This window comes from Peribacillus sp. NPDC096448 (genome assembly GCF_044762675.1).
Taxonomy (GTDB): Bacteria; Bacillota; Bacilli; order Bacillales; family DSM-1321; genus Peribacillus; species Peribacillus frigoritolerans_B.
This window is the reverse complement of record NZ_JBIWEU010000003.1, coordinates 430,486-445,217: the sequence shown is the minus strand read 5'-3', so window position 1 is coordinate 445,217 and position 14,732 is coordinate 430,486. Positions and strand designations below refer to the sequence as shown.

The following is a 14,732-nucleotide window of genomic DNA, read 5'->3' as shown; positions in this document are numbered from 1 at the left end:
TTTAGGAAACGTATCTTTCATCAAGTGATGCTCCCGAACCAACTGACCCAAAGCAACATTTTTAATTCCTTAGATATGGTTTCTATCTAAATGTTCTAACAAAATTGATTGGAACGAGGATTGGAGTCCGAATAGTGAGGTGAAGGTCGAAACATTGAATTGAAGAGATTTGCGACACTCCTGCCGAATTACTGGCTGGCCGAGACCCCACAGGCGCTTGCGCCGAGGAGGCTTGGCAGACAGTCGGCGGAAAGGGAGCGAATCTCTGAAATCAATTGAACTTTTTAAATAAAAAACTGCAGGCAAACTGAGTTTTCATCGAGTTGTCTACAGACTTAAAGGGTTTCCATTAGGGTAAGCCTTTCAGTTTGTAGACGAAAGAGGTTGGGAAAACGTACCTTCATCAAATGATGTTCCCGACCAACTGACCCAAAGCAACATTTTCAATTCCTTAGATATGGTAGTGTTCTAACAAAGTTGATTGGAACGGGTGTGCAAGACCCCTGCGGGAAAAGCGCGTCCAAGGAAGTATAACTGTAGCCAGAAATGAGGATTGGAGTCCGAATAGTAAGGTGAAGGTCGAAAAAAATTCGTGAACGGTCGAATAAAGTGCGGTGTAGGCCGAATATTTTGTGGTTTAGGTCGATTAATTGCGTCAACGGCCCAAGACAGTGCAGCGGGTCGAACAAAGTGCTCCATTCTTTATGGTTTTTTCCTGTAATCTACATTGGATTGAAGAGATTTGCGACACTCCTGCCGAATTACTGGCTGGCCGAGACCCCACAGGCGCTTGCGCCGAGGAGGCTTGGCAGACAGTCGGCGGAAAGGGAGCGGATCTCTGAAATCAATTGAATTTTTCAAATAAAAAACTGCAGGCAAACTGAGTTTTCACCGAGTTGTCTACAGTCTGAAAGGGTTCATCCATTAGGATGAGCCTTTTTCTTTGGCACAATAAGTAAAAATAACATAAAAACGAGTAAAAATTCTGAAATTATTTGTTGCTCTTTAAAACTATAATGAAAGTGATGCATATTCAATCTGGAATGGAAGGGTGAGTTTAATGTCTCAATCGTATTGGCTAACGAATGTCCGCTTGGAAAATGGTTTTACTTATAATGAAAATGAAACGATCACCGGCACTGAAACCGGTAATTACCACATCAAGATTGAAAATGAGAAAATTTCCTCCATTTTATCGGCGAAGGAATCGATAACGGATCAGGATCCGCAGCATGATGTTCACGGTCTCCTGATGGTCCCTTCGTTTAAGGAAATGCATATCCACATTGATAAAACGTACTATGGCGGTCCGTGGAAGGCTTGCATGCCTGCCATTAATGGCGTGAAAACGCGGATAGAGGAAGAGCAGGTCTTACTGCCTGAATTATTGCCTACCGCTAAAGTTAGAGCAGGGAAAATGCTCGATTTATTATTGGACTTCGGATCTACCCATATACGCACACATTGCAACATTGACCCCGTCATTGGACTTAAAAACTTAGAAGCCACCCTTCAGGCACTGGAAGGATATAAGGATAAATTGACGTATGAAATCGTCGCATTCCCACAGCATGGACTATTACGCAGCGATTCCGTCGGGTTAATAAGGGAGGCCATGAAGAACGGGGCAAATTTGGTAGGGGGCGTGGATCCAGCCACCATTGATGAAAACATAGAGCGGTCACTTGAAACGATCATGGATATCGCGGTTGAATCCAATTCCGATATCGATGTCCATTTACATGATCCGGATCACCTTGGACTCTTCACCATGCAGCGTCTTGCTTCACTGACGGAAGACGCTGGCTGGCAAGGAAGGGTAACGGTTAGCCACGCAAGCGGTTTGGCAGATCTTTCAGTCCCAGAGGCAACGGGCATAGCCGAAAGGTTTTCGGAAACAGGAATATCGATTACATCCACTGTGCCCATCTTCAGAACGATCCCAATCCCCCTGCTTCATGAAAAAGGGGTGAAAGTGGAATTGGGTAATGACAGCATCACTGATCATTGGACACCCTTTGGCATCGGGGACAATCTGGAAAAGGCCGGTCGCCTTGCAGAGAGGTTTCGCATGATTGATGAACGTTCCTTAGCGAAAAGCCTGCAATTCATAACAGGGGGAAAGACCCCATTGAACCAAGACGGGATCAAGGCATGGCCTAATGTCGGGGATGAGGCGAATATCGTTTTGCTTGAAGCCAGCTGTTCAGCGGAAGCGGTGGCCAGAAGGGCAAAGCGTGCCGCTGTCATCTTCAGGGGCAATGTTGTTAGCGGATCTATTTCATCTTTTGAGACGACAGGTGTTTAATCTTCTATTAAAGAGAGTGATTCGATGAATGAAGCATACTGGCTTACAAACGTTACGCTTGATACTGGATTTGTTTTTGAGAATGAACGAATTGATAGGACGAAGACAGCTGTATACAACATGTATATAAAAAATGGGATCATAAAGGATTTGCAATTGGCTTCAAGTATGCCTTTGAAAACGGAAGACCCTGTTCACGACGCGGGAATGCTGCTTGCACTTCCTCCTTTTAAAGAAATGCATAACCATCTTGACAAGACTTATTTAGGACTGCCATGGAAATCATGCACTCCGGTTCCGAATTTAATCGAACGCTTAAAGTTAGAAGCAAAAGAGCTTGCTGAACTGGCTGAAACTGGACGGCTCCGGGCTGAACGGATGCTTCAATTATTGTTAAGCGGCGGGGCAACGCATGTAAGGACGCATGTAAACATCGATCCATACATCGGAATGAAGAACTTGCAAGAGATTCAACGTGCACTATATGACTTCAAAGGGAAAATGACATACGAGATCGTGGCTTTCCCGCAGCATGGACTGCTAAGAACGAATTCTAAAGGGTTGATGAGACAAGCGATGAAAGAAGGGGCATCCTTGGTGGGCGGCCTGGATCCGGGCGGGGTGGATAATAATATAGAAGCATCCCTATATGAAATGGTCGATTTGGCTGTTGAATTTGATGCGGATATTGATATTCATATACATGATCCCGGTCATCTTGGTTTATATACGATCAAGAAACTGGCTTCTTTGATTGATGAAGCAGGGTGGAAAAACAGAGCGGCCATCAGTCATGCTTTTGCACTTGGTGATGTTTCAAGAGGAGAATCAAATGAAGTGGCCAGTGAATTATCAAACCTGGGGATAGCGATCATGTCTACAGTTCCGATCAACCGGGTCATTCCCCCGATTGAATCACTTCATGAAAAAGGTGTCCATGTTGCTCTCGGTTGTGATGGCTTTTATGACTCCTGGTCCCCGTTCGGTACTGGGGATATGCTGGAAAAGGCAGGCCGATTGGCCGAGAGGTACAACTGGAAGGACGAGTATGCGTTGTCTCAATCGCTCCAATTCATTACGGGCGGGGTCAGGACATTGGACCATGAAGGTAATCGTTTATGGCCGAATGTGGGAAATGAAGCAAGTATGGTTTTTGTGGATGCATCATGTGCTGCCGAGGCAGTTGCCAGGAGATCGAAGCGGGCTGCGGTCATGGTCGATGGAAATCTGGTTTACGGTGGACTCGACCGTGAATCTGCCTTGAAGTCGAATTGAAGATCTATTTCAAGAAGGGATGATGAGCATGAATACAATCTATTGGTTAAAGAATGTTCGTTTGGAATGTGGTTACCGGAAAGAGAATGAAAGAGTTACAGGAACGATTACCGGGCTATTTCATCTGTTGATGGAGGACGGTAAGATCACGAAGATTGTCAAAGATGGGGAAGCCATCCGTGATGATTTACCAGTGGAAGATGCAAAAGGATTGCTGGCGTTACCATCCTTCATTGAAAAGCATGTCCATCTTGATAAGACACTGATGGGGGATGTTTGGAGAGCGTGCACTCCTTCTTCAAGTGTCATTGAACGCTTTGAAAATGAGAAGCGGGTTCTGCCTTCCATTTCAACAAACACATGTAAACGTGCAGAATCTTTACTGGAAATCCTGTTAGCTTCCGGCTCTGCACATATACGGACCCATGTTGATATCTATCCGGAAGCGGGATTGCAAAACTTAGAGCAAGTGCAGCAGGCGCTTGCTGGCTATTCCAATAGACTCAGTTCGGAAATAGTGGCATTTGCGCAGCACGGTTTGTTGCGGTCCGGCTCTGTCCAGCTTGTCAGGGAGGCATTGCGAAACGGAGCGGGGATCGTCGGGGCGGTGGATCCAGCAACAGTCGATAACAATATTGAAGCATCGCTGGTACAATTGATGGATTTAGCAGTGGAAGCTAATGCTGATGTGGACTTGCATTTACATGATCCCGGCCATCTAGGCACGTTCACCATGAAGCGTTTGGTAGCTCTGACCAAGCAAGCGGGCTGGGAAGGCAGGGTAGCATTAAGCCATGCGTTCGGCATAGGGGACGTATCCAGGGAAGAAGCCTATGAACTAGCTGACATTCTTAAGGATGCGGGGATTTCCATCATCACCAGTGTCCCGATTAACAGGCAGATGCCCCCTGTAGATTTATTACATGAAAGAGGGGTTGAAGTATCAGTAGGAAATGATAATATCTTTGATGTATGGTCACCTCTTGGGAATGGTGACATCTTGGAGAGGGCAGGAAGGCTCGCAGAACGTTTCAAATGGATTGACGAAGTCTCGCTTTCCCGAACACTCGGGTATATAACTGGCGGAAAAACCCCATTGGATGAAAAGGGTAACCAAGTATGGCCGAAAGTTGGAGATGCCGCAAGTCTGGTGTTAATTGACGCAAGCTGTTCTGCAGAGGCAGTTGCCAGGCGTTCTGAACGTAAAGCGGTCATTTACAAGGGGAACTTGGTTTCCGGTTCACTATATAAACAAAAGCAGTCCATTGAACGGTAGGACTGAACCAAAAAAGGATTTCTGGATATTTCCGGATTTCCTTTTTCGTTTTGGGCGGCTTCCGTGTACTTTTATTTACATATGTTATATGCTGTGGAAGTGATTTTTTTTGGCCTATATTGGTTAGCCCTCCCATGTCTTTATATTATAAAATGTCCCGCTTTTGCTTGCCGGCCTTTCAACCTTAATCAAGCCAACAAATTAGCAGGGAGCTACAGTCTTTGTTACTATTAATGGTAACGTTATCACATGCGTCTGCAAAGGTCATATGACATAAATCAGCAATGGCAGCAGACCATCCGGGACCGCGTTTATTAGCATGGTGATGTCCTATCGCCTTTTTAGGGAAGGATAATTAAATTCATCATGAGTTTGAAAAGTATCATGTTCAAAGGAGATGGAATCTATGAAAAGTTGGAGATCTTCTGTGACTCTATTTTCTTCTTTTCAATGGTTGTTTTTTATTTTTGCAAATACGGTAGTTGTGCCCATATCGATTGGCGCAGCTTTTGATCTTCCTCCCAATGTTACGGAAATGACCATGAGAAGCTCGCTCATTTTCACCGGGATCGCTTGCGTGTTTCAGGGGTGGAAGGGGCATAAGTATCCGCTTATGGAAGGTCACTCCGGTCTATTGTGGGGAGTGATGCTGAATTTAGGTTTATCTGCACCATCCATAGGGCTCGGTTATGCTGAGATAGGAGGGGGAATTGCTACTGGCCTCATTGCCGCTGGTGTCGTGACCATCATTATTTCTGCCTTCAACCTGATTTCTCATGTCCAGAAGATTTTCACTCCCATGGTCATGACGGTTTATTTATTCCTTTTGACGTTCCAGCTCATTTTTGTCTTTTTTAAGGGGATGCTGGGGATTACGGAGAATGGGGAAATTAACATCCCGGTCAGTTTCCTGTCAGTGGGGATCGTACTTCTAGTAAGTATATTAAAAATAAAAGGACCAAGGACCATAAGCAATTTCTCCATATTGATCGGGATTATGGTGGGGTGGATTTTTTACGAGCTGCTATTTCCGGAGGCCAGGGTGGAAATGGGATCGACGGGTGCCGCTTTTTCATTTTTCCCATTAGGTGCTCCAAACCTTCAATTCGGGATAATAGCGATTTCCTTTTTTGCAGGATTACTGAATTTGTGTAACACGTTCGCTTCCATTCAGGCTGCATCGGAATTGATCGGTGATGAAGCTGAACACAAGCAGTATCGAAATTCTTTATTCATGACTGGCGGTTTTACCATTTTTTCTCCGTTGCTTGGCCTTGTTCCGTATACACCTTTTACTTCATCCATCGGTTTTTTGCAGAGCACTCAGATATATGAGAGGAAGCCCTTCTTACTTGGAGGCATGTTATTGACCATGATTGGGCTCATCCCCCCCTTTATCTCTTTCCTGGCCACGATGCCGATAACAGTCGGGAATGCAGTATTGTTCGTTGCTTACCTTCAGCTATTCGGTACGGCTTTCAACAGCGTCAGGGGTCAGCATTTCACTTCAGACACGATATTCCGGCTTGCCGTACCAGTATTGATTGGCGTGAGTTTGATGAATATCCTGCCTAATGCATTTTCGAACCTACCCGCGCTATTACAGCCCTTTTTGACGAATGGGCTCATAATGGGGGTATTGATATCAATCGTGCTGGAAAAATCGGTCAACTGGAATCGTTATGAACAACTGCAGAACTAATGTGACTTCGATTAAAAGTGCTATACATAAAGGAAAACGAAAATGCCAAGTGACTTTTAATGACTTAATTTAAGAGGCGATCATGAAAACCGGAAGGTGTTAACCTTCCGGTTTTCTGTTTTTTCATTTGTCTTTTAATGTGAAATGGGCGTTTAAATCAGTAGCAATACCCAATCCCCTTACATATTTTGTTGAAGGGAGTATTTGATGTGCTGTTAATTCCCTGACCATTTCGTTTCGATTTCCAGTTCTAAGCATTGCCTTATTAATTAATAAACGGAGGTTATATAAAATGTATGAATTTCAAAATCAATTGCAAAATCTGAATGTCGATGATTTTCAGGTGACTCAGCCAGTTCCATGGGACCAAAACCAGTACAATTTGGATGATTCGTCTCGACAATTCATTGGTGTGGGCGGTTGCTTTAGTTGTTTTGGCTGTTTCTTATGCTTTGGTTGCTTTGGTTGCTTTCGCTGTGGTCGTTGTGGACGCTGCGGAGGGTGTGGTCGTTGCGGACGTTGCGGACGTTGCGGCAGTTAAGGTTTCAGATCTTCTAAAGAAAGGTCCCTGCGGTGCAGCAGGGACTTTTCTTTATAGCATTAGACATAAGAGACAAATTGTCGTACATAGGATTAAAGTGAAGTGCTGTGCTAATAGCAGTACTTAGAATGCATCGGGTTAGGAGGAGCGGAATGATGAATTTGACCCCTTCTATGCGTTTGAAAGTGAAAAGGGATACGTTTTTTCTTCCGGAACCAAACAGAGGTGTGTATTTCAGGAATAACATAAGTTCGTTCCGTATGGAGGGCACCTCGATCGTTCAGTGGATTGAAAAGTTATTACCGATGTTCAACGGGAACCATACATTAAGCGAGTTGACCGATGGATTGCCTGGCCCATACCGGAACCGGGTGATGGAAATCGCCGAGGTTTTGTACGGGAATGGGTTTGTTCGGGATGTAAGTCAGGATAGTCCCCATCAATTAAGGGAACAAGTTCTTGAAAGGTATGCTTCGCAAATCGAGTTCCTGGAAAGCTGCGGTGATTCCGGGGCTCACCGTTTTGAAGCATATCGAAAGAAAAAGGCGTTGGCTATAGGCTCTGGACCATTGTTCCTTTCATTGGTGTCCTCACTGATCGAATCCGGATTGCCCAAATTCCATATCCTCATTACGGATACGTTACCGACCAATCGAAAAAGATTGAATGAGATTGTGGCACATGCGCGTAAGACGGACGACGAGGTTACCATAGAGGAGGTTGTGCTTAAGAAGGGAGCAGGGATTGAATGGCAGGAAATCGTGCAGCCTTTTGACTCGATATTATATGTATCACAGGAGGGTGATATAGAGGAATTAAGAGAACTTCATTCGGTTTGCAGGCAAGGGGAAAAGATCCTGTTTCCTGCGTTGATCATCAATCAAGTTGGCATGGCTGGTCCGCTCGTCCATCCGGATTCCAAGGGATGCTGGGAGTCAGCGTGGCATCGTTTACATCAAGCTGAGCTGGAAAAGAATCAGGCACCGACTTCCTTTTCCGCCACAGCCGGGGCGATGTTAGCCAATATAATGGTATTCGAATGGTTCAAAGAGGCTACAGGCGTTACGACAGCGGAACAAGCCAATCAATTTTATCTGTTGGATATGGAAACATTGGAGGGGAAATGGCATCCGTTCATTCCCCACCCAGGGGTGACGGGAAAAGGGGCTGCTGCCTGGATCGAAGATTTTGAACAGCGGCTTGAACAGAAAGCGGACCCAGGTGATCCGGGGAAGGTGTTCATGTATTTCAGCCGGTTGACATCCTCGGAATCCGGAATCTTTCATAGATGGGATGAGGGGGATTTAAAACAGCTGCCGTTGGCTCAATGCCGCGTTCAGGTTGTTGATCCGCTGTCGTCCGGTCCGGCCGAACTCCTGCCCGAAATTATCCGTTCAGATCTGACGCATGAGGAAGCGAGGCGGGAAACCGGTCTTGCAGGAGTTGAGGCATATGTATCCCGAACACTCAGCCAGCTCGTTGCGACTCTTCCGCCGCTTCAGGGAGCAGACGGAATAAAGGAATCGGTCGGGGTCGGAGCAGGGGAAACATTTGCTGAATGTGTTTGCCGTGGATTGCAAAGCAGTTTGGATACAGAGTTTTTAAATAAGCGGTTCAACCAGGAGAAACTTTTGACGGTGCAGTTGGCTCAAGTGGAAGATGAGCGCTGCAGGTATTATTTACAAGCGCTGACCCGGCTGCAAGGAGATCCGATCATCGCGCTGGGTGAGGAAGTGTCCGGTTTCCCGGTAGTTTGGGCAGGAACGAGCGATGGCTGGTCCGGCGCTGTCGGTTTGAATGTAACGATCGCATTACGGAACGCGTTGCAAAAGGCTGTCATGAAAGTCCAAAACCAGACAGTTTGCCTCACAGCCCCAGGTATAGTGGCATCGCCTGTTCTTGAGAAAGAAAAGATGAATCTTGTGATTCCTGCATGCGGGGTGAAAGGGAATTCCGAATTGGTACAGTCCGCCATTCAAGTCTTGAAGAAGAACAGTAAGCGAATCTGTGTTTTCGAATTAGATCTGGAACCTCTCTTGAAGGAAGAAATGGCAGGAGTGTTCGGGGTGTTTTTGCGAGAGGGGGAATCAGGGTGAAAACTGACGTATTGGTTGTCGGGGAAGGAGTGTTGGCCGACCATGTTCATGGGGACCTGTCCGGCCAATATCAGGTGAATCGCCAAACCGATTTCGAGGCAGGAATCCCACAAACGACGGCGATGGTCCTTCTGCTGCAAGATGCTTGGAATCCCGCTGTCCATGTAAAGGCGGAAGAGGTAATAGGGCAAGCGGGCATTCCATGGCTGCGGGGGTTCGTATCATTTGGAGAGGGAGTGGTAGGTCCGCTGGTGCGCCCGGGTGTTTCTGGCTGCTCACAGTGTGCGGACCAAAGGCATCTCATGGCGGGGCGTGATCGAAAAGAAATGTGGGGAATCCGCCGGCTGCTGGAAGAAAATGGGGGGCTGGAGCGTGATGCGGCGGCATCCCGCACAGGCCTTTTACAGATGGCCCACTTGATTTGTGCAGAGGTAAGGAAGGTGATGAAAGGAGAGCGCGCCCGGTCGGAAGGGCATGTTTCTTTAATCAGCCTGAACACGCTGAATGGTTCGTGGCACTCATTTTTACCAGATCCATTGTGTCCGGTTTGCTCAACATTACCTGATGACTCGAAGGAGCGTGCTAGGATCTCGCTGCAGCCAAGTCCGAAAATCAGTCCAGACAGTTACCGAACCCGTTCAATGGATGAGCTGAAAGAAGTGCTGGCCAAGGATTACTTGGACCACCGTACAGGATTCCTGAACAATAAAATGATAGATCTTGTGCCGCCATTTGCCGATGTAAGTGTTAATTTGCCTTTGTTCATAGGAGATGAGGGGGCGGCTGGCCGGACTCTCTCATATGCGGTCAGTGAGATGACGGCCATATTGGAGGGATTGGAAAGGTATTGCGGAATGGAGCCCCGCGGTAAACGGACAGTCATACATGACAGCTACAACAACCTGAAAGATTCTGCGCTCGATCCCACCAGGATCGGGGTGCACTCGAAGGAAAATTATGCACAGCCTGATTTCCCGTTTCAACCGTTTAATCCTGACCGCTCGATAGATTGGGTGTGGGGCCACTCATTCTTGCAAGAGCGGCCGATCTTGGTCCCGGAGTTGCTTTCCTATTACAGCTTGGGCTGCGGTCATGGATTTGTCTATGAAACTTCAAATGGCTGCGCTTTAGGAGGAAGCTTGGAGGAGGCCATTTTCTACGGCATCATGGAAGTGATCGAACGTGATTCGTTCCTGCTGACTTGGTATGCGCAGCTGCCCCTCACACGCCTTGACCCAAAATCTGCAAATGACAAAGAACTTGAGCTGATGATTGACAGGGCGAGGGCGGCAGCGGGATATGATATCCATTTATTTAATTCGACGATGGAGCATGGTATACCGAGCGTATGGGCGCTGGCGAAAAACAGGAAACAAAAAGGATTGAATATCATCTGTGCGGCAGGGGCCCATCTGGACCCGATCCGGGCTGTCAAAAGCGCGGTCTTCGAGTTGGCTGGCATGATGCTGACACTTGACGATAAATTGGAAGAAAACCGGGATGAGGTTGAGAAAATGCTGCATGATTCCTCACTGGTACGGAAAATGGATGATCATGGCATGCTGTACGGTTTACCGCAAGCCGAAGAGCGACTGCGGTTTCTGCTGGATGATGACCGCCCGATGCGAACATTCGCTGAAGAATACGGGGAAAAGGTGAACCATTCGGACTTGACGGAAGATTTGCAGGAAATCCTTCAGGAGTTTCGCCGATTGCAACTCGAGGTGATTGTGGTGGATCAGACGACACCGGAAATAGCACGGAATGGATTACATTGCGTGAAAGTGCTGATCCCAGGGATGCTGCCGATGACATTCGGCCATCATCTTACCCGCATAACGGGGCTTGAGAGAATACTGAGGGTTCCGATGGAACTTGGATATGCTGAACGGCCGCTTGATTTCGAACAGCTCAATCCGCATCCGCATCCTTTTCCATAAGCGGTGACGTAGGAGGTTGGAGGATGAGTCTAGAGGCATTTTTGCACAATTTACATTTTGATATCGAAAAGGCAAGTCCGCCGGATTGGGAAGTGGATTGGGATGATGCGCCGCTGACGTATAAGCTTTACCGTGACTTGCCTGTATTTCCACTATCACTGGAGGTGCCGCTGACGCTCGAGGGAGAGAGCGGGCCATCAAAGCAGGACCTCAAAGGAATCGGTCATTTCCTCTGGTATGCATATGGCCTGACCCAAGTCAGTCAGGTACCGAGATCCTCGGAATCAGAGGACCTCATGCAGTCATTCCGGCGTTTTCCACCTTCAGGGGGAGCTTTGTATCCAAGCGAATTGTACGTATACTTGAAGATGGAGGAAATACCTGCTGGCGTATACCATTATGATGCGGCACACCACCGGTTGGTTTTGCTGAGGGAAGGGAATTTTGATTCATATGTAACAAAGGCTCTTGGTGGAACCATTGATATGTCCGCATGCTTCGGCACGGTTTTTGTATCGACGATGTTTTGGAAAAACTTCTACAAATATAATAACTTTTCATACCGTCTTCAAGGACTTGATGCAGGCGTGCTTCTTGGACAGTTGCTCGAAGTGGCGAAACGCTTTGGAATCGCTGCCGGGGTGTGTTTCCAATTCCTTGATCGGGCCATCAATCATCTGCTCGGGCTTTCGGAAGAGGAAGAGAGCACGTATGCGGCGATCCCCTTATCGGCAGAACCTACTTGTAGATTTAGGGAAGAAAGGAGTATGGACCGACCTGTCACTTCGACGGAATTATTGCTGGAATTGAAGGGGATTCAGCCTGAACACTATGTTCGGTCGCAGAGGATCAGGGAATTTCCGATGCTAATCAAAATGAATGAAGCATCGATGATCGAATCCACCCAATCATTCCGGCGGATCCATCCAAAGGATGGGGCGGAATCCGAAGGGAAAATTGTAGCCCTTCCTATCGTGAAGCGGTTGTCCTATGACTTGGCATCAGTTTGCCGAAAGCGATTTTCACCTGAAATGGACTTCGTACTCGGGAAAGTCAGTCAATCGCAACTTGCCGCTCTCCTGCAGGAGGCTACCGCTTCGTTCTCCTATCGAAATGACTTGGATGGAACAAACGAGAACAACGAAAATCGCGTTTCCCTCTATGCTTGTTTATATAATGTGGAAGATATACAAGATGGTGCATACCATTATGACAGCACGACACATTCCTTACGACAGATACAACCAGGAGATCATCGGCTCCTATTGCAATACGGAATGTCCCTCGATATCATGAATTTTCAGCAAGTGCCGATCTGCATACATGTAGTTGGTGAGCGGGATCATTCCAAAACGCAACTTGGATATAGAGGATACCGGATCCAGCAAATGGAGGCAGGGATGCTCGTTCAGAAATTACTGCTGGCGTCGTCAGCCCTCGGAATGAACGGGCACCCGCTGCTCGGCTTTGATGTGAATATGTGTGATGAACTTTATAAGATGGACGGTCCGCAAAGGAAAACGAGCCTGATCCAGATCCCGATCGGACACTATCTGAATCGCCCTTGGCTGAAGGGGAGTCTGCATAGTTGAAGAAGATGAAACGAAAGCCTCCATTTCATTTGAGATGGACGCTTTCGTTTTTATTTTGTAGTATGGCAGAGTGCAATAATCTCTGCTGAAGATTATACTGAAAAAAAGGTTTTACTGCTTTTGGGAATGAATAAGTATATAAAGTTATTGATGCAGTACGCTTTTATCTAAACATTTTAAAGGATGTAGCTTATGGAATGGAAAACTGACAGAAAATCCAAGAAGCCTCTATATAAACAAATAGCAGCTTACATCGAGAGTGGCATTGCTGATGGAACATTCCTATTGGATAAGCCGTTACCGTCTGAACGCTTCTTGGCAAGTGAACTGGGAGTTAACAGAAGCACAGTTGTTGCGGCTTATGATGAATTGGAAGCAAATGGGCTGGTTGAACGAAAAAAAGGAAGCGGAACGATGATCAGCAAGGATATTTGGGGAATTACCCGAAAACGTATCCCTAGTTGGAATAGATATATCGAGGCGGGTTCTTTTTTGCCCAATATGCCAGTAACCCAAAGAATACGTAAAGAGACGGAAGGGCATAACCTTATTAACTTTGCCAGTGGGGAGCTTTCAGAAGACTTATTTCCAGTCCAATCCTTGCGTGAAATCATTTCCAATAGGTCCTTCATTGGCAGCTTAGGTTATGATCACCCTCAAGGCAATGCGGTTTTAAGGGAAACGATAACCGATCATGTTAAACAGTATAGGAGAATTAAAACGGATCCATCTTCTATACTCATTACTTCTGGTGCACAGCAAGCCCTGCATCTGGTGGTCCAATGCTTGTTAAAGCCAGGGGATGCCGTTGTATTGGAAGATCCATCATATAGTTACAACCTTCCCATCTTTCAATCCGCGGGGCTAAGGATTTTTCCTTTGCCGGTTGATAAAGACGGCATCAACCCAGAGGATTTACTGGAACTCCATAAAAAACACCGGATCAGGATGATTTTTTTGAACCCTATATTTCAAAATCCTACAGGAACTGTCCTTCATATCAACCGCCGTAAAAGGATTCTTGAGCTTTCATCCGAATATGGAATCCCGGTCATAGAAGACGATCCTTATAGTTTAACTTCCTTTGCCGGGGAAGAAATTTCCACTCTTAAATCGATGGACAACAACGGAAATGTTTTATATATAAGCTCTTTGTCAAAAATCGTTGCTTCCGGTTTAAGAATTGGGTGGATTATAGGACCGAAATCAGTCATAGATAGACTATCGGATGCTAAGCAGCAGGTTGACTTCGGTCATGGTTCATTCACTCAATGGATAGCAAACGATTTTTTGGATTCAGAGTATTTTCCTGCCCATATTGCCGGCTTAAGGAGGCATCTGAAAAAAAGAAGGGATGCAATGGTTTCGAGTCTTCAACAATTCCTGCCAAAAAAAGTGGATTATTATTCGCCAAATGGCGGAATTCATTTGTGGTGTAGGCTGAAAGTGCCATTGAACGAAATAAAGTTACTGGAGGAATCCATCAAAAGAGGAGTCATATATGTCCCGGGTTCAACGCTAGGTACAAATAAGGAATACGTACGCTTTACTTTTGGAAGGGAAAATGAGGATTCCATTCACGAAGGCATCAAAAGGTTTGCAGAGGCTGTAAAAAGTTTATAATCATATGCTCGGATACTCACGAGAGAGAGTCATCATGTTTCCAGACTGTAGACAAACTTGATGAAATAGCAGTTTGCCTGCAGTTTTTTTTGTGCAATTTAGACGTTGATTTCCACTCCAGGCACTCGCTTTCCGCGGGCGGTCCGGGAGCCTCCTCGGCGCAAGCGCCTGCGGGGTCTCCCTTCGACGCGCTTTTCCCGCAGGAGTCTCGTACCTTCCGTTCCAATCAACTTTGTTTTAACATTTAGATGGAACCTCTTTTGTCGACAAAAGGAATGTGCCATCATCGGCATCATAAGACTGTAGATAAACTCGACAATAATGGAGTCGCCTACAGTTATTTATGGCTTGTACAAAATAGACTTTGATTTCCGCTACA

9 protein-coding genes are annotated in these 14,732 nt (G+C 46.3%); all 9 read left to right on the top strand.

What is annotated here, in order from left to right; genetic code table 11:
- Nucleotides 1–1,060 precede the first annotated feature (1,060 nt).
- The 9 genes from ACIQ0C_RS08395 (at nt 1,061) to pdxR (ending at nt 14,353) form a co-directional block, all read left to right on the top strand.
- Nucleotides 1,061–2,308, top strand: a complete 1,248-nt coding sequence (locus tag ACIQ0C_RS08395) for an amidohydrolase family protein (protein ID WP_403058951.1) — start codon at nt 1,061–1,063, stop codon at nt 2,306–2,308.
- 24 nt (nt 2,309–2,332) lie between these two features.
- Nucleotides 2,333–3,583 (top strand): amidohydrolase family protein, encoded by a 1,251-nt coding sequence (locus tag ACIQ0C_RS08390; protein WP_403058949.1) that lies wholly within the window; start codon nt 2,333–2,335, stop codon nt 3,581–3,583.
- Between the two features lie 28 nt (nt 3,584–3,611).
- The gene (locus ACIQ0C_RS08385) at nt 3,612–4,859 is read left to right on the top strand and encodes an amidohydrolase (RefSeq protein WP_403058947.1); all 1,248 of its coding nucleotides are present in this window, start codon (nt 3,612–3,614) and stop codon (nt 4,857–4,859) included.
- Nucleotides 4,860–5,265: 406 nt separating this feature from the next.
- Nucleotides 5,266–6,561, top strand: coding sequence for a uracil/xanthine transporter (locus ACIQ0C_RS08380; protein WP_402838416.1), 1,296 nt, complete (start codon nt 5,266–5,268; stop codon nt 6,559–6,561).
- Between the two features lie 292 nt (nt 6,562–6,853).
- Complete coding sequence (locus ACIQ0C_RS08375) at nt 6,854–7,102, top strand: heterocycloanthracin/sonorensin family bacteriocin (protein ID WP_403058945.1); 249 nt, start codon at nt 6,854–6,856, stop codon at nt 7,100–7,102.
- Nucleotides 7,103–7,254: 152 nt separating this feature from the next.
- Entirely contained in the window at nt 7,255–9,198 is a 1,944-nt protein-coding gene (locus tag ACIQ0C_RS08370) for a putative thiazole-containing bacteriocin maturation protein (protein WP_403058943.1), read from the top strand.
- Nucleotides 9,195–11,138, top strand: coding sequence for a TOMM precursor leader peptide-binding protein (locus tag ACIQ0C_RS08365; protein WP_403058941.1), 1,944 nt, complete (start codon nt 9,195–9,197; stop codon nt 11,136–11,138). The genes ACIQ0C_RS08370 and ACIQ0C_RS08365 overlap by 4 nt, the downstream gene beginning before the upstream one ends.
- Before the next feature lie 23 nt (nt 11,139–11,161).
- The gene (locus ACIQ0C_RS08360; protein ID WP_403058939.1) at nt 11,162–12,730 is read left to right on the top strand and encodes a SagB family peptide dehydrogenase; all 1,569 of its coding nucleotides are present in this window, start codon (nt 11,162–11,164) and stop codon (nt 12,728–12,730) included.
- 192 nt (nt 12,731–12,922) lie between these two features.
- Nucleotides 12,923–14,353, top strand: coding sequence for a MocR-like pyridoxine biosynthesis transcription factor PdxR (gene pdxR, locus ACIQ0C_RS08355; RefSeq protein WP_403058937.1), 1,431 nt, complete (start codon nt 12,923–12,925; stop codon nt 14,351–14,353).
- The last annotated feature ends 379 nt before the right edge of the window (nt 14,354–14,732 follow it).

What these genes read in the sequence shown, in the direction of transcription:
- ACIQ0C_RS08395 (WP_403058951.1), top strand. Translation starts at nt 1,061, where the DNA reads ATGTCTCAATCGTATTGGCTAACGAATGTCCGCTTGGAAAATGGTTTT.
- ACIQ0C_RS08390 (WP_403058949.1), top strand. Translation starts at nt 2,333, where the DNA reads ATGAATGAAGCATACTGGCTTACAAACGTTACGCTTGATACTGGATTT.
- ACIQ0C_RS08385 (WP_403058947.1), top strand. Translation starts at nt 3,612, where the DNA reads ATGAATACAATCTATTGGTTAAAGAATGTTCGTTTGGAATGTGGTTAC.
- ACIQ0C_RS08380 (WP_402838416.1), top strand. Translation starts at nt 5,266, where the DNA reads ATGAAAAGTTGGAGATCTTCTGTGACTCTATTTTCTTCTTTTCAATGG.
- ACIQ0C_RS08375 (WP_403058945.1), top strand. Translation starts at nt 6,854, where the DNA reads ATGTATGAATTTCAAAATCAATTGCAAAATCTGAATGTCGATGATTTT.
- ACIQ0C_RS08370 (WP_403058943.1), top strand. Translation starts at nt 7,255, where the DNA reads ATGATGAATTTGACCCCTTCTATGCGTTTGAAAGTGAAAAGGGATACG.
- ACIQ0C_RS08360 (WP_403058939.1), top strand. Translation starts at nt 11,162, where the DNA reads ATGAGTCTAGAGGCATTTTTGCACAATTTACATTTTGATATCGAAAAG.
- pdxR (WP_403058937.1), top strand. Translation starts at nt 12,923, where the DNA reads ATGGAATGGAAAACTGACAGAAAATCCAAGAAGCCTCTATATAAACAA.